This window comes from Paraburkholderia unamae (genome assembly GCF_003096875.1).
Taxonomy (GTDB): domain Bacteria; phylum Pseudomonadota; class Gammaproteobacteria; order Burkholderiales; family Burkholderiaceae; genus Paraburkholderia; species Paraburkholderia unamae.
In genome coordinates this window covers 569180-585355 of record NZ_QEOB01000002.1, presented here as the reverse complement: position 1 = coordinate 585355, position 16176 = coordinate 569180, and the positions used below count along the sequence as shown (strand labels likewise).

Here is a 16176-nt window from a genome sequence, read left to right as displayed (position 1 = left end):
CGCCAATGCAACCGAGCCGTCATGGCTCGACAAGGAGCATTCCATGTCAACGACATCCGGCCAGACAAGTGCCGCCCCGGCCACCCGCAGCGCGCCCGCCGCCAACGCGGCCCAGCCCGGCTACCGCACGCTATGGCGCTGGCATTTTTATGCGGGCCTGTTCGTCATGCCCTTGCTGATCGTGCTCGCCGTCACGGGCACGATCTACTGCTTCCAGCCGCAGATCGAGCCGCTGCTGTACCCGCACCGGCTCGTCGTCGCACCGGCGGCCACGCCGCGCCTGCCCACCGACGCGCTGCTCGCCCGCGCCCAGGCCGCCTTGCCCGAGGGCGCGCGCGCGCTGCGCGCGCATGTCGAGGCCAATCCCGCACGCAGCGCGGAATTCGTGTTCGCGCTGCCGGGCGGCAGCAAGGAGAGCGTCTACGTGAATCCCTACGATGGCGAGGTGCTCGGCACGCTCGACGTCGATCGCCGCTTCATGCAGGTGGACCGCATGCTGCATCGCAAGCTGCTGCTCGGCAAGCCGGGCGAGTTGCTGATGGAGTTGGCCGCCTGCTGGACGCTCGTGATGATCGGCACGGGCATCGCCCTCTGGTGGCCGCGCGCGGGCGCGTCGTGGCGAGCCGCGCTGCTGCCGCGCCTTGGTGCGCACGGGCGGCCGTTCTGGAAGAGCGTGCATGCGAGCGTCGGCATCTGGCTCGCCGTGGGCGCGCTCGCGTTCGTCGTGAGCGGCTTGCCGTGGACCGGCTCGTGGGGCAAGCAGTTCAAGGCGCTCGCCACGCGCGCGAATCTGGGCGCGCCCGCGGGCGCGTGGGGTGGGGGACTCGCGCTGAAATCGGCGCTGCCTGGCGCGCCGGCCGCAGCCGCCCCGGCCCCCAGCGCCGCCACGACGGATGCGCACGCGGGCCACGACATGTCCTCGATGCCGGGCATGGTGATGGACGACCTGCCGCTGCCGAACGTGCCCTGGGCCGTGGGCGCAGTGGGCGTGCCGCGCTCGCCCGATACCGCTCATGCGCCGGGCGGCGGCACCGTGCCGCGCCGCTGGACGCTCGATCAGGTGGTCGCACAGATGCGCGACCTCGGCATCGACGCCGGTTACGACATCGTGCTGCCGGGCAAGCCCGACGGCGTCTACACCGTCTCGTACTTTCCGGCCGATCCGAAGGCTGAGCGCACGCTCTATATCGACCAGTACAACGGCAGCGTGCTCAAGGACATCCGCTACGCGGATTACGGCGCGGTTTCGCAGGCGATTTCGTATGGCACGTCGCTGCACATGGGCCGCTATTTCGGGCTCGCGAACCAGTTGATCTGCGCGGCGATTTCGCTGGGCCTCGCCGCGCTCGCGGTCACGGGCTTCGTGATGTGGTGGCTGCGACGGCCCGCGCGCACGGCCACCGGCGCGCTGGGTGCGCCCGCACGCGAGCGCGCCGCGCCGCCGCTGCGCGCCTGGAAAACCGGCCTCGTGCTGCTCGGCATCGTGTTCCCGCTGATGGGCGCGACGCTCGTGGCCGTCTGGCTGCTCGACCGTCTCGCCTTCGGCCGCGCCACGCGGTTGACCGCTTCATGAAATCTGCGCGCGCAGCCGCGCTGCGGTAATCTGCGGACACAAATCTGTCTGAACCTGGCGGCGCCATCCGGTTTCAAACGGATATCTCCGGAGATTATCGTGTTGCGGTTCATATCGACACTGGGGGCGGCGGCGGTCCTGGCCGGCTGCGCCGTCGCGCCGTACGGCTATCCGTACTATGACGGGAGCGGCTACCCGTATTACTACAGTTACCCCTACTACGGCTACCCATACGCCTATGGCTATGGCTACTACCCCGGCTATTTCGGCTTCGGGTATGGCGGCGTGGCCATCTGGGGCGGCGGCGGCGGTTGCTGCTACCACGGCTGGCATGGCGGTGGCTGGCACGGCGGCCACGGCGGCGGCTGGCATGGCGGCGGCGGAACGTGGCAAGGCGGCGGTGGCGGCATGGGCCACGGCGGCGGGCACAGCCACTAGCCGCTGTTAGCGATTGCCGGCCGCTACCGGCAGCTACCCACAGCCACCCGCGCGGCGTCGCCGCCAACGCCGCCGCGCTTACACGCGCCCGTTCACCGGAATCGAAGCGCCCGTGACCGCCTGCGCCTGCGCGCCGAGCAGGAATGCGATCACCTCGGCGATCTCACGCGGCTGCACCCAGCGCGTGAAATCGGCGTCGGGCATGTCGGCGCGGTTCTGCGGCGTGTCGATGATGCTTGGCAAGATCGCGTTCACGGTCACGCCCTTGTCCTTCACTTCCTCCGCGAGCGCCTCCGTCAAGCGCGCCACGCCCGCCTTCGAAGCCGAATACGCCCCCATGCCGAGCCCCGCCTTCTGCCCGGCCCCCGCGCCGATGTTGACGACGCGCCCGGCGCCGCTCGCCACCAGCCAGGGCAGCGCGGCCTTCGAGGCATTGAGCGCCGTCTTCACGTTCAAATCGAACATCAGGTCCCAGGTGCGCGCGTCGCCGTCGCCGATGGTCTCCCAGCGGAACGCGCCCGCCACGTTCACCAGCGCGTCGAGCCCGCCCAGCCGCTCATGCAGCGTGTCAAACGCGGCCTGCGCGGCCGCCGCATCGACGAGATCGACGCCGCCCAGGCACAGCGCGCCGGCGAGCGCGGCGGGCAGCGTCGCCGCCGCGGGCACCGCGCCCCGCCCGATCAGCGCCACGCGCGCGCCGCGCTCGGCCAGCAATTGCGCCGTGGCCATGCCGAGGCTGCCAAAGCCGCCCGTCACGGCGACCACCTTGCCGTTCAATCCGTTTTCCATGCTCATCTTCCTTCGCTGATCCTGTTGCAATGCGGGCGCGGCACGCGCGCCGCTGGCGCCACGTTACGCGAGCGAGCGCTATCCATCAACCTCACGCGTCCGTGCGCACCGCTGCGAGCGCGCGCTGCTTGCGCAGATTCTCGGTCGTTTCGCCCTGGCCGTCCGCGCGCCATCCCGGCGGCAGAAAGACGTAGCGCACGGCGGTCCAGACGTCTCTCGCAGTCAGGACATCGCGGACCAGCGTCGCCCAGTGCTCCAGTTCGACGACGAACGGATTGCGCGAGCGCACCGGCGTGACGAGGCCGAAGCGGCAAGGTTCGTCGGCGCGCTCCTCGACCCAGGTGCCGAACAGGCGATCGAAAACGATCAGGACTCCGCCATAGTTCGCATCGAGGTAATCGACGTTCGACGCATGATGCACGCGATGATTCGACGGCGTGTTGAACACGTACTCCAGCCAGCCGAGCTTCGGAATCCACGTGTTGTGCAGCCAGAACTGATAGAGCAGATTGAACGAAAGGATGGCGAGCACGACCTCGGGGCGCACGCCGAGCCACACGAGCGGTGCGAAGAACATGGCGGGGCCGGTGAGCTTGCCGGTCCAGCCGAGCCGGTACGCCGAGGAGAGCGTCAACTGGTTCGGCGAATGATGGACCGCGTGCGTTGCCCAGAAGAAGCGCATGCGGTGCGACGCGCGGTGGTACCAGTAATAGCAGAACTCCTGCCCTATGAAGATCAGGAGCGCCAACGCAATGTTATCGATCTTCAGCGTGAAAAGCCGGTGCTCCCAGGCAAAGTCGAAGATGGGCGTAGCGAGCGAGAGCGGCAGCAACGCGAAGAGCTTGCGGCCCGCGAGATCCGCGAGCGACAGCCAAACTTCAGACCAATCGAAAGCCTCCTGTTGTTTCGGGTGCTTTCCGAACGTCAACACGCACGCTTCGATCAGCGAAACGGCGACGACGAACAGCGTGACATAAAGCGCGATTTTTCCTGTGGTGAGCATGATGGACCATGTGCGAATTCGCGCGTCGTGCGCGGTGAGGAAAGACGCGTATGGCACGGGAACGAACCGGCAGCGCGTCGGATGAGACGCACTGTAGTGGCGCGGCGCGGGGAGCACCACGCGCAAAGTATGTCGAGGTATGTCACGCGGCCCGGCGTGCAAAACGTCGCGAAACGCCACGACACGCCCGCAGCGCCGCGTGCGCGGGGCTGCGGCGGCGCGGGCCGCGCCCCGTGTAACACCGCGACATCTTTCATGACGCGACTTGGGCGAAAGAGAACCCTATAGTTCGTTCCGCTGACACGCCACAGCGTGCCCCCCGAAACGAACCGCAAGGACCTCTGATGAAAACGCTCCCCCTCGTCGCCGCCGCGCTCATCGGCTTCGCCAGCGCCCCCGCATTCGCCGGCTGGTCCGGCCACGGCACGGCCTACACGCCGCACGGCACGTACAACGGCGCGCACTACGGTTCCTGCGGCGGCGGCACCTGCTCGCATGCGGGCGGCGTGGCAGGCCCCTGGGGCGGCGTCGCCACCAACAGCGGTTCGGTCACGCGCACCGCGCCGGGCCAGTTCAGCAACAGCGGCACGGCCTACGGCCCGAACGGCCGCTCGGTCCAGCACTCGGGCGACACGAACTGCGCGAACGGCACCTGCTCGCACACCGGCTCGCTCGACGGCTCCGACGGCCGCAGCGCAAGCACCTCGGGCAGCGTGACGCGCACCGCGCCGGGCCAGTATTCGTCGACGGGCACGGTCACCACGGGCAACGGCAACACCTACGGCCACTCGGCTTCCACGGCCTGTGCGGGCAACACCTGCAATCGCTCGGGCACCGTGACCGGCTCGCAAGGCGGTAGCGTCTATCACTCGGGCAGCGCCACGGGTGTCGGCACCGGCGTCGTGACCACGGGCGGCGGCACGACCGTTGTCCACGGCGGCACGGTGTCGACCGGCGGCACGACGGTGGTGCACGGCAGCACCGTCACGACGACGGGCGCGACCGTGGCCGTCGTAGCCGCCCCGGCCCCCGCGCCCGCTCCGGTTGTCGTGACGCCGCCGCCGGCCGGCACCACCGTCTATGTCGCCCCGCCGCCGCCCGCGCCGAAGGCCGTGGTCGTCGCCCCCGCGCCAGTGCCGAAGACGGTTTATGTCGCGCCGCCCGCACCGAAGGTCGTGTACGTGGCCGCACCGGCGCCGAAGGTCGTCTACGTGGCCCGGCCGCTGCCGCGCGCCGTGTATATCGCGCCGCGTCCCACCGTGTGGGTGCCCGGCCACTGGGTTGGCCGCGTGTGGGTGCCCGCGCACTGGGCCTGAACCGCACGATCCATCACGCGGCGGCTGCGCATGCGGGCGACACAATCGCCTGACATGAAGCCCGCCGCGTTACCGAACACCCGCTTGACCTGTATTACCCGCTCTACTCACCGGCCGCCGCACTACGTCGGCCACCTCACGGAGAACACCATGAAGAAGATGATCGCAGCCCTCGTTTTGTGTATCGTTTCAGCAGCGGTTTGCGTGCCGGCTTCGGCCCAGGCGCTGCCCGGCGCCGGAAGCTCGGGCGGCGCGCGCGTCGAGCGCATGATGGCGCAGATGCAGGAGCGTTTCGCCGCCGCGAACACCACGCACGACGGCAAGCTCACGCGCGAACAGGCCCAGGCGGGCATGCCGCGCGTGGCCCAGCACTTCGACGAAATCGACACGCAAAAGGCCGGTTTTGTCACCCTCGCGCAGATCGAGGACTTCATGCGAGCGCGCGCAGCAGCCCGATGAACGCCGGAGGCGTCACATGGAGCAGGCAAACAGGATCATCGTGCTCGACGACGAAGCGGAACTGCGCAACATGCTGCAACGCTTCCTCACGGGCCAGGGTTTCGAGGTGCGCGCGGTGGCCGACGGCAAGCGGCTCGACCGCCTGCTCCAGCGCGAGCCCTACGACCTGCTCGTGCTCGACCTGATGATGGAGCCCGAGGACGGCCTCACGGTGTGCCGCCGGCTGCGCGCCGAAGGCCAGACGCTGCCGATCCTCATGCTCACCGCGAAGGGCGACGCCGCCGACAAGGTGATCGGCCTCGAAACCGGCGCGGACGACTACCTCGCCAAGCCCTTTCTTCCCGACGAACTCGTCGCGCGCATCCGCGCGCTGCTGCGCCGCCAGAAGATGGCTTCGGGCGAAGCCACGGTCACCTCGCAGATGCTGCGCTTCGGCGACTTCCAGTTCGACGTTGGCAAACAAACGCTCTACCGCGACGGCACGCCCGTCGAAGTCCACTCCGCGCAAATGCTGTTGCTCCACGCGCTCGGCTCCTCGCCCAATCGCGCCGTGAGCCGCGAAAACCTGCTCGCCCGCGCGCGCGGACGCGACCACAACGCGCTCGACCGCAGCGTGGACGTGCAGATTCTGCGACTGCGCCAGATCGTCGAGGACGACCCCGCGAAACCGCGCTTCATCAAGACCGTCTGGGGCATCGGCTACATGCTGGTGGCCGGCGTCGAAGCATGATGCGGCTCGGGCTGCCGCGCTCGCTGCTCTCGCGCAACATCGCGCTGCTGGTCGCGCTGGTCGCGCTCTCGCAAATCTGCTCGCTCGCCGTGCTGCTGCACTTCGTGCAGCGCCCGCGCATCGAGCGCGCGTCGATCATCTTCGCCGATTACGTGAAGCTGCTCGACGGCACGCTCGCCTCCATGCCGCCCGCAGAAGGTCGCGCTGCGGCCGCGCGGCTCGACGCGCGCAACGAAGCGCCGCCGGAGTCTCCTGGCGAAAACCACCCGAGCCTCGTGCGCTTTTTCCGCACCTGGCAGCGCGACGTATTCGTGGAAGCGCTGCAACGCCATCTTCCGCCCGACCTGCTGGTGCAATGGGACGCCAGCCACGACGCGATCGCCCCGACGCAGGAACGCCTCTGGATCCGCGTGCACGCGGCGGGCGAGCCGGTATGGATCGCACTGCCAATGACCGCCGACGCGCGCGCAAGCGGCATCACGACCGCGTTGATCCTCAGCGCCGCGCTCGCGCTGCTCGCGGCATTCACCGGCTATCTGTTGCAGCGCCACATCAACCAGCCGCTGCGCAAGCTCGCGCGCGCGGCGCGGCGAGTGAGCGCGGGCGAAAAGCCGCCGCCGCTGCCCACCGACGGCCCGACCGAAATCGCGCAGGTGAGCCACGCGTTCAACCAGATGACCGAGGCGCTGCAACAGGCCGAGGCCACACGCGCGCTGATGCTGGCGGGCGTCTCGCACGACATCCGCACGCCGCTCACGAAGCTGCGCCTCGCGATCGCGATGGCCCTGCCGCGCGGCAGCAACGACGCACTCGTGGCTTCTTCCGAGAGCTATCTCGACCAGATCGACACGATCCTCCAGCAGTTCATGGACTACGCGGGCAGCGGCGAGCGCGAAGCGCCGCTGCCGGGCGACCTCAACGCGCTCGCGGGCCAGCTCGTCGCCGACTTCGCCGGGCTAGGGCACGAATTCGAGTTCGAAGAAGGCGAGTTGCCGATGTTCGAATTCCGTCCCATCGCCGTTATGCGTCTGCTGATGAATCTTATGCAAAACGCCGTGAACTACGGCCGCACGGGTCTCGCGATTCGCACCTGGCGCGACGGCGACGTGGCGTGTGTGATCGTCGCCGACCGTGGCACCGGCATCCGCGCCGAGGAACTGGAGCGCCTGAAGTCGCCGTTCAGCCGCGGCGCGAACGCCCGTACGCATTCGGGCGGCTCGGGGCTTGGCCTCGCCATCGTCGATCGCATCGCGCGCCTGCACGGCGGCTCACTCGTCTTTCACGACCGCGAAGGCGGCGGCCTCGAAGCCGTCGTGCGCCTGCCGCTGCACCAGCCCGCCACGGGCCGGAGCGGCGCGCAACCGGCCGCGCGCGCGTGACATGACTCGACATAATTCGCGCGTGGATTTCACGCGCCCTTCCCCGCATACTTGCGCCTGAGCCTGAGCAACGGAACGAAGTCAACCGAAGCCCAGTCGCTGAAACACCATCGTCGATAGTTCGCCATCCTGAATGATTTGCGAGTATCGGCAGACACGAGACACTCTTTCAGGCAAAGGACATCGACATGCAAACGCTCATCCACTTCCTCCTCAACAAGGCCAAGCGTATCGCGGGCACGGCGCTGCTCGCGGGCTCGCTCTTCGCAAGCGGTTGCGCATCGGCCGCGCCGGTCGTGCAGACGAACGGGCCGCTGCCGCAACTGCATGCCGACGTGATCTACGTCTACGCGTTCGACGCCAACGCCGACCAGGTGCAGCTCGACAACACCGGCATGATGCACAAGCTCAAGGCCATGACGAGCGGCGAATCGTCGGCGCAGCAGCAACAGCAAGCCGCGCAGCAAACGCGCGAGCATCTCGCCGACCAGCTCGTGAGCGAACTCCGGAAAATGGGCCTGCCCGCCGTGCGCATGGACGGTCCCGCGCCCGCCGGCCGCAGCGCGCTGATCGTGGAAGGCCGCATCGACACGATGGACGCGGGCAGCAGCCGCCGCCGCACGCTGATCGGTCTGGGCGCGGGCAAGAGCGAAGTGGGCGCGACGGTCGCCGTGCTGTATCAGCCGGCCAACGGCGGCGCGCCGCAACCGGTCATGAGCTTCGAGGCGAACGCCAACAGCGGCCATATGCCGGGCGTGGCGGAAACGGCGGGCGTGGGCGCGGCGGCGGGCCATGTGGCGACCGCGGTGGCCGTGGGCGGCGGTCTGCACGGCGCCTCCGAGGCGAAGCGCGACACGCTCTCATCCGACGCAGGCAAGCTTGCCAAGTCGATTGCGAAGGCACTCGCACAGGTCAGCACGGAGAACGGCTGGACGTCGACGACAACGACAAAAAGCTGAAACGGGGAAGCGCGCCTGACGTAGTTCGGCGGCGATTCGGCGGCGGTTCGACACCGCCGCCGTTTTTTGCTTGTGACTAGGCCGACTGCTCGCGATAGTTCGCGAACTTCGACGTGTGGCCGATGCCCGGATTGAAGCAGTTGCAAGGGTCGAGGCCCTCGTAGAACGACTTCAGCGCGGGCTTGGCGTAATACAGATGACCGACGTTGTGCTCGGCGGGATACTCGGCGCCGCGCGCGTCGAGCAGTTTCCACATCTCGTGCTCGAGCGCGAGACAATCGTTCCCCTTGCGCACGATGTAGTCCTGATGAAACACGTGGCAAAGAAAATGCCCGTAATAGAGCTTGATCGCAATGGGCTTTTCCACGGCTTCGGGCAAATGCTCGAACCATTCGCGATCGTTGCGACGAAGCGCAATATCGAGCGCGACGATATCCTCCACTTCGTCGCCGTGCACCGCGCGGTAGCGCACCGCCGCCCCCGCCGCCGCGAAGCGATGCAGGAACGCCTTGCTGCCCTCTTCGTCGGTGCATTCGAAGAAGTCGCCGCTCGCCTCGCCGAAATACGCCTTCAAATAAGCGCGCGTTTCGTCCACGCAATCGGCCGATACCTTGAGCATCAGATGATGCTCGTAGCGCTGCCGGTAATCCTTGAGCCTTGCCGGCAAATGGCTCGGAAAGCAGTGGCTCACGGCCTGCATCACGCGGTCGGTGAAATGGGCGGGCAGGAACGGCAGGCGTTCGAACAAGGCATCGCAGCGGCTCTTGAGCGCGAACAGCGCGGGCAGGCGCTGCGTGCCGAGATGCTGGATCAAAAGGAACATGTCCTTGCCATAGCGCTCGGCAATATCGAAAGCGTCTCGATGCAGATACTCGCCCGCGATCGGCAGCTTCGAGAACTTGCCGAGAATGTCGCGGCGCAAGTCCGTCAACTCCGCGGTCTCGTTCGTGCCGATGTAGAACACCTTCGCGCCGCGTTCGATCGGGAACGTGTCGAGCCGCACCGCGAACACCATGACCTTGCCTGCCGACCCCGCCGATTCGTGCAGCCGCAACGGGTCGGCGTTGTAGCGCGCCGGTGTGGCCGCGTCGATGTCGCGTACGTGCGCGGCGTAGCCATGGTCCGAAGCCGCGCCCGCATCGTGCTGAATATCCGCTTCGGGCAGCTCGCCGCGATCGAGACGGCCGAGCACCTCTTCGGGCGTTTCGCCAAGCCGGATGCCGAGATGATTCACGAGATGCAGACGGCCCGCCTCATCGACCTGCGCGAACACCGTCATTTCCGTATAGGCCGGGCCGCGCCGCACGAGCGAGCCGCCCGAGTTGTTGCACACGCCGCCGACCACCGAAGCGCCGATGCACGACGAGCCGATCACCGAATGCGGCTCGCGCCCGAGCGGCTTGAGCGTCTGCTCCAGTTGATCAAGCGTCGAGCCCGGCAGGCAGACCACCTGCTTGCCGCCGTCGATCACATAGACCTTGCGCATGCGCGTCATGCTCACGATCACGACGTCGCGGTCGTAGTCGTCGCCGTCCGGCGTGGAGCCGCCGGTCAGTCCCGTGTTCGAGGCCTGCGAAATCACAATCGCATTCGCGGCCACGCAGGCTTGCAGCACCCGCCATTGCTCCACGAGCGTGCCGGGGCGCACAACCGCCGCCACCTTGCCCTCGCCGAAACGAAAGCCCTTGCGGTAACGCCGCGTGGCTTCGTCGCCGGTCAGCACATACGGGCCGCCGACGGCGGCACGCAACGACGCGATCAGCGGCTCGCGCCCTGCGCTACGGTTCGTGGTGGACGAGGCGACGCGCCCGGGGACGGTGGACATGCGAACGGCTCCTGCGAAATATGGGAATTTTGTAAGAATAAAACCCACAAATCATTACGTCCAATATCGTTCGGGCGCTCGATCAAGACGAAAAAGATATGGATAGCCTTCGGAGTCGCACGGATTCACGCACATTCACGCATGCGGTGCATGGCGCGCCGCGTCGCGCACGACACGCACGAAATTCTGTACCGTCGGCGCCCTTTCGCGCGGACGATGCACGAGCGCAATCGTCGTGTGCAGCGTGCCGCCCTTGAGGTCGTGATACGTCACGCCCTTTGCCTGAATCTGCCGCATCGACGAAGGAATGAGCGTGGCGCCAAAACCGGCGGCGGCCATGTTGACCGTCGAGGAAATCTGCGGCGACTCCATGCTGATCACCGGATTGAAGCCCGCCGCATGGCAGGCGCTGATGATCGAGTCGTAGAGGTCGGGACCGATGGCGCGCGGAAACAGGATGAGCGGGTCGCCCGCCAGATCGCCGAGGTCGAGGCTGCGGCGGCGCGCGAGGCGATGACGCGGCGGCAGCACGGCCAGCACGTCCTCCTCCACGAGCGGCTGGGTGGCGAGCCCGCGGCAGTCCAGCGGCAAGCGCACGAACGCGGCATCCACTTTCGCCTCGCTCACGCGTTCGAGCAGCACCGAGCTATTGCTTTCCTCGCAGCCGATCACGACACCCGGATAGGCGCTGCGATAGCGTTGCAGCACCGTCGCGACAAGCGGATGGAACACCGTGGAGCCCGCGAAGCCGAGCACGAGCCGGCCGGTTTCGCCGCGCCCTGCGTTTTGCGCCTCCGCGAGCGCGAGATCCGCGTCATCGACAATGCGTTGCGCGCGCTCGCGAAAGAGCCGCCCGGCCTCGGTCAGTTCGACGCGCCGCGAATGGCGAATGAAAAGCCGCGTGCCGATTTCCTTTTCGAGCTTGAGGATCTGCTGGCTCAGCGGCGGCTGCGCGATGCCGAGAAAGCGCGCGGCCTCGCTGAAATGCAGATACTGCGCGACGGCCAGAAAGTAGCGTAGTTGCCGGAATTCCATATTTTTTTCGTCTTGATGCGACCGGTGGATTGTGAACCTGCCGCGCGCGCGCGTCCAACCCGCGTATTCAACCCGCGGGCGGAACGTGCGCTCCGGTACACATCATGACGGCACGGCTTGCCGCCGGAAGCCCCTCAACCGAGACCCTTCAACCGAGACCCATGCGCGTCTCGTCGACGAACTTCTCCGTGGCGTCGTCGATCTTGCGGCCCTTGCGGCCGGTCGGGCCATGGATATAGACGGTCTTCATATCGACCTGCGGCGCGCCGCTCATGCCAGGCGGCGGCGACATCTCGTAGTGCACTTCGCGTGCGTGATCGGCCAGTTGCAGGCGCGGGTCGAACACCGAGTTGAAGCGCCACAGCATGCGCACGAAATTGGTCTGTCCGCGCAGCAACAGGTGCGTGGCCTGACCGGCCGCGCCGCGCAGCGCGGTCCAGCCCAAGTGCTTGCGGTTGAGCACCTGCTGCGTGCGCACGAGCTCCGCATAGAACTCGGGCAGCGGCAGCTTCGTCGGCACCACGGCGTGCTGGATGTCGTAGAGACGGTAATCGAGGCTCGTGAGACGACGCCCCTCGCGTTGCCAGTTTTCCGTGCCTGGATACGGCGTATTCACACTGATGTTGACGATCTCGGGAATGTCCAGGCACCACTGGCGAATCGTCTCGAAGCGCTCACGGTCCCAGTCCGGGTCCGCGATCAGGTTGATGGCGACCGTGATGCCGAGCGAGCGGGCGAATTCCAGCGCCTCGAAATTGCGGTCGAGGCTGATGCGCTTGCGAAACGCCTTGAGGCCCTCCTCGTCGATCGCCTCCAGCCCGAGGAACATGTACTTGAGCCCGATGGTCTGCCACAGGCGGAACACTTCCTTGTTGCGCAGGAGCACGTCGCCGCGCGTTTCCAGGTAGTAACGCTTGTCGATGCCGCGCCGCTTGATCGCCTCGCCAATCGCCATGCCGTGCTCGGCGTGCACGAACGCCACGTCGTCGACGATGAAGATGCCCGGCTCGCGCAGCGCGGCCAGTTCCTCCACCACGACCTCGGGACTGCGCGTGCGATAGCTGCGGCCGTAGAAAGTCCAGGCGCTGCAAAACGTGCAGTCCCACGGGCAGCCGCGCGCGAATTCGATGGAAGCGCACGGATCGAGCGTGCCGATGAAATACTTGCGCCGGTGGCGCAGCAGGTCGCGCGCGGGACGCACGGGATCGAGGTTCTCGACGAAACGTGGCGGCGGCCCCGAGCCCTGAGTCGTCACGACGCCGGGCACGTCGAGCAGGTTGCCGCCGTTTGCCGCCGCTTCGAGCAGCGTGTTGATCGAGGCCTCGCCCTCGCCGCGCAGCACGCAGTCGATCGCGCCTTCGGCATGACGCAGCAGATCCTGCGCCGTGAACGACACGCTATGGCCGCCCACGAACACGAAGCATGACGGCAGCGCCGCCTTCACGGCCTTCGAAAGGTCGATGATCTCGGGAATATTCGCCAGATAATTGCCCGAAAAACAGAGCGCTTCGGGCTGCCAGTCGCGCACCATGCGCATGAGGTCGCGGTGCGTTTCGACCTGCAAATCGAGGAGCCGTACGTCGTGGCCCGCATCGCGCGCCGTGCCGGCGACCGATTCGAGACCCAGTGGCTCGAGCCGCAGGAACACGCGCGTGTACATCAATCCGCTCGGGTGCACAGCAAGCAATCTCATGAAGCCTCCTTGCGAGACGCCAGCCCGACGCGCTGCAAGCCCTGGCCGTCCGCACACGCAAGAGCACGGCGCATGCCGCTGTCTCCTCGCCGGCCGGCCGGCGCGGTAGGCCGGACGTTCACGGTCATTCACGGTTGTTGCCGCGTGTGCGCGTGCCGGCAAAGGCGCTTCGAACCTGATGACGCCATTGCCGCGGCGCGCCGCACGCGCCAAACTGCCGGGCGCCATTAGCGCCCACCGGGGCGGCGCAAGCGTCAAGCGTTGCGCCTCGACGCTGTTGCTTCGTGCGAGTCTACGCGCGTTCGCGCATTGGTGCTGTGCCATCTGCGCGGCAGAAGCGCGCCACGCGCGTCAGAAACTGCCGAACAGCGTGCCGAGCCCAATCACCACGGCCAATGCGATGAGCGCGCCGACGATGCTAACCACCACGAGGTCGCGATAGCTTTCGCGGTGCGTCGAGCCGCACACGGCCAGCAGCGTGACGACCGCGCCGTTGTGCGGCAGGCTGTCGAGCGTGCCCGACGACATCACGGCGACGCGGTGCAGCAACGCGGGATCGATGCCGTGCTGGGCCGCGAGTTGCATGTAGGTGCCGCCCAGCGCGTCGAGGGCGATGGTCAGGCCGCCCGAAGCCGAGCCGGTGAGCCCGGCGAGCAGGTTCGTGGCCACCGCGAGCGAAACGAGCGGGCCGCCGCCGATGCCGAGCACCCAGTCCCGCACGGCCTCGAACGCGGGCAGCGCCGCAATCACGGCGCCATAGCCCACGAGGCTGCCCACGCTCAGCACCGGCAAAACCGACGCGTTCGCGCCCGCATCCACGCTCTCGCGCAGCGCGCCGAGCCGCCCGCGGTTCAGCGCCACGAGCACGATAATGCCGAGCGCGAGCGCGACCGAAACGCCCCACACGCCCGCCACCGCCGAGAGCGTGGTCGCGCCCCAGCGCGGCTCGGCCAGATACGAGGCGTCGATGCGCGGAAACACGACGACATTCATCACGAAGTTCATCGCCACCACGACCACGAGCGGCGCGAGCGCGACAAACGGCGTTGGCGGCCCGGCGTAGTCCGAAGCCGGCGCGCCGTTGCCGATCTCGGCGGGGTCGAACGCTTGCGCGAGGCTAGCGCGCTCGCGCACGAGCGGGGACTGGCCGCGCGCGTCGTCGTCGGCGCCGCCGTCGTCCGGTTCGACGAAGCCTTCGCCATTGCGCCGCGCCGCCGCCGCCGCGCGCCCGAGCCACCAGAGGCCGAAGCCCGCCATCACGAGGCTCGCGACCACGCCGAGGCCGGGCGCCGCGAACGGCGTCGTGCCGAAGAACGGCATCGGAATCGCGTTTTGCAGCGCGGGGGTGCCCGGCAGCGCCGACATCGTGAAGGTCGCCGTGCCGAGCATGATCGCGGCGGGCATCAGGCGGCGCGGAATGTCAGCGGAACGAAAGAGCGCCTGCGCCATCGGCGCGAGCACGAAGAACGCCACGAAAAGGCTCACGCCCCCGTAAGTGACGAGCGCGCCGCCCAGCACGACGGCCACGAGCGCGTGGCGCGTGCCGAGCTTGTCGATCATGAGGCGCGCGACGGCGTCCACCGAGCCGCTGTCCTCCATCAGCTTGCCGAACAGCGAGCCGAGCAGGAACAGCGGGAAGAACTGCGCGAGAAAGCGGCCCGTGCTCGACATGAACGTTTGCGTCCAATGCGCGAGCACCGGCTCGCCGGAGACGAGCGCGGCCAGCATCGCGCATAGCGGCGCGAGCAGCAGCACGCTCCAGCCGCGATACGCAAGCCAGATCAGCAAGGCGAGACTCGCGAGCATGCCCCCCAGTCCGACGATCAGCGTGCCCGCGCTCATTTCAGCACACCTTCGAGCAGCGCTTCGAAATCGAACGACGAGGACACGCCGAGCTGCGCGCCGTGCTGCGCGAGAAACGCATCGGCATTGCTGCGGCCTTCGTCGCGCAGCATCGTGAGGAAGGGCCACTCGGCGTTGAGTTTCGACGACGAACCGAGCGTGACGAGCTTCCCGCTATGCACGCGATGCAGACGCATATGCGCCCAGCGGCGGCCCTCCTCGCTGCCCCCGTTGGCCACCTTGTGCAGCAACGCCATCATGCGAAGCTCCTTGATGAGCGGCGAATTGAACGCGATCTCGTTCACGCGGTTGATGATCTCGCGCGCCGAACGCGGCGTGCCCGGCCGCTCGACAGGGTTGACCTGCACGAGGATCGTGTCGATCGAATCGGTTTCGCGCACGAGCGGCGAAATCGTCGGGTTGCCCGCGTAGCCGCCGTCCCAATAGGCCTCGCCGTCGATCTCGACGGCCTGGAACAAGGTGGGCAGACAGGCCGAGGCGAGCAGCGCGTCGGGTGTCAGGTCGGCGTTGCGGAACACGCGCGCCTGGCCGTTGGTCACGCGCGTGGCCGTGACGAAGAGCTTGATGCGCGAGTTGCGCAGCGCGTCGAAGTCGATGGTGTCGGCGAGGATCGTGCGCAACGGGTTCACGCTCGCCGGGTTCAGATCGTAGGGCGAGACCACGCGCGCCATCATGTCGAGCGCGACGAAGATCGGCGAATGATCGAGCGTCCAACGGCCGAGCAGCATGTCGACGGGACCGCGCCGGAACGGGCTGAAGCGCGCGGCGTCGGCCACGCGGCGCCAGAAGCGTTCGAGCGCCTCGCGCGCGCCGGCCGCACCGTTTTGCGCGTGGCCGCTCGCGAGCACGGCCGCGTTCATCGCGCCCGCCGAGGTCCCGGAAATACCTTCGATCTGGAGCCACGGCTCTTCGAGCAGGCGGTCCAGCACGCCCCACGTGTAGGCGCCATGCGAGCCGCCGCCTTGCAGTGCAAGATCGATGAGCAGGGGCTCGGTGCGGACCGTGCGGGTTGACGTCTCGGATTCGGCGGGCATTGCGGCTCCGTTCCAGATCGACCAGTGGCGAGGGTACAGGAAAAGCGCAAACGGGCGCTCGAGAATGACGCAGCGCGCCA

At 67.7% G+C, this 16176-nt stretch carries 14 protein-coding genes; 7 read left to right on the top strand and 7 right to left on the bottom strand.

The window, feature by feature from the left end; all coding sequences use genetic code 11:
• The first annotated feature begins 43 nt into the window (after positions 1–43).
• Both C7402_RS06555 and C7402_RS06550 read left to right on the top strand, forming a co-directional pair.
• On the top strand, positions 44–1573 hold the full coding sequence (locus C7402_RS06555; protein ID WP_116610094.1) for a PepSY-associated TM helix domain-containing protein: 1530 nt from the start codon (positions 44–46) through the stop codon (positions 1571–1573).
• A 99-nt stretch (positions 1574–1672) separates the two neighbouring features.
• On the top strand, positions 1673–2011 hold the full coding sequence (locus tag C7402_RS06550) for a hypothetical protein (RefSeq protein WP_116610026.1): 339 nt from the start codon (positions 1673–1675) through the stop codon (positions 2009–2011).
• A 78-nt stretch (positions 2012–2089) separates the two neighbouring features.
• Here C7402_RS06550 and C7402_RS06545 read toward each other — a convergent pair whose 3' ends face one another.
• Both C7402_RS06545 and C7402_RS06540 read right to left on the bottom strand, forming a co-directional pair.
• Positions 2090–2800, bottom strand: coding sequence for an SDR family NAD(P)-dependent oxidoreductase (locus C7402_RS06545; protein WP_116610025.1), 711 nt, complete (start codon positions 2798–2800; stop codon positions 2090–2092).
• Positions 2801–2891: 91 nt separating this feature from the next.
• Complete coding sequence (locus tag C7402_RS06540) at positions 2892–3803, bottom strand: sterol desaturase family protein (RefSeq protein WP_116610024.1); 912 nt, start codon at positions 3801–3803, stop codon at positions 2892–2894.
• 344 nt (positions 3804–4147) lie between these two features.
• Here C7402_RS06540 and C7402_RS06535 point away from each other — a divergent pair, with 344 nt between their 5' ends.
• From C7402_RS06535 to C7402_RS06515, 5 genes are all read left to right on the top strand, one after another.
• Complete coding sequence (locus tag C7402_RS06535) at positions 4148–5119, top strand: hypothetical protein (protein ID WP_116610023.1); 972 nt, start codon at positions 4148–4150, stop codon at positions 5117–5119.
• A gap of 150 nt (positions 5120–5269) precedes the next feature.
• A complete protein-coding gene (locus C7402_RS06530; protein WP_112169122.1) occupies positions 5270–5578 on the top strand; it encodes an EF-hand domain-containing protein in 309 nt (102 codons plus the stop codon).
• 16 nt (positions 5579–5594) lie between these two features.
• Positions 5595–6308, top strand: a complete 714-nt coding sequence (locus C7402_RS06525) for a response regulator (RefSeq protein ID WP_112169124.1) — start codon at positions 5595–5597, stop codon at positions 6306–6308.
• Positions 6308–7687, top strand: a complete 1380-nt coding sequence (locus C7402_RS06520; RefSeq protein WP_116610022.1) for an ATP-binding protein — start codon at positions 6308–6310, stop codon at positions 7685–7687. The genes C7402_RS06525 and C7402_RS06520 overlap by 1 nt, the downstream gene beginning before the upstream one ends.
• A gap of 188 nt (positions 7688–7875) precedes the next feature.
• The gene (locus C7402_RS06515) at positions 7876–8646 is read left to right on the top strand and encodes a DUF4410 domain-containing protein (RefSeq protein WP_116610021.1); all 771 of its coding nucleotides are present in this window, start codon (positions 7876–7878) and stop codon (positions 8644–8646) included.
• A 76-nt stretch (positions 8647–8722) separates the two neighbouring features.
• Here the strand turns inward: C7402_RS06515 and dld are convergent, their stop codons facing one another.
• From dld to C7402_RS06490, 5 genes are all read right to left on the bottom strand, one after another.
• Positions 8723–10471 (bottom strand): D-lactate dehydrogenase, encoded by a 1749-nt coding sequence (gene dld / locus C7402_RS06510; RefSeq protein WP_116610020.1) that lies wholly within the window; start codon positions 10469–10471, stop codon positions 8723–8725.
• 135 nt (positions 10472–10606) lie between these two features.
• The gene (locus C7402_RS06505; protein WP_116610019.1) at positions 10607–11506 is read right to left on the bottom strand and encodes a LysR family transcriptional regulator; all 900 of its coding nucleotides are present in this window, start codon (positions 11504–11506) and stop codon (positions 10607–10609) included.
• Between the two features lie 148 nt (positions 11507–11654).
• Positions 11655–13199 carry a hopanoid C-3 methylase HpnR gene (hpnR, locus tag C7402_RS06500; protein WP_112169132.1) on the bottom strand — a complete coding sequence of 515 codons (1545 nt, stop codon included), beginning with the start codon at positions 13197–13199 and terminating at the stop codon, positions 11655–11657.
• Positions 13200–13550: 351 nt separating this feature from the next.
• Complete coding sequence (locus C7402_RS06495) at positions 13551–15041, bottom strand: GntP family permease (RefSeq protein WP_116610018.1); 1491 nt, start codon at positions 15039–15041, stop codon at positions 13551–13553.
• Positions 15038–16096: a patatin-like phospholipase family protein gene (locus tag C7402_RS06490; RefSeq protein ID WP_112169761.1), complete on the bottom strand. Its 1059-nt coding sequence runs from the start codon at positions 16094–16096 to the stop codon at positions 15038–15040. The genes C7402_RS06495 and C7402_RS06490 overlap by 4 nt, the downstream gene beginning before the upstream one ends.
• Positions 16097–16176 lie beyond the last annotated feature (80 nt).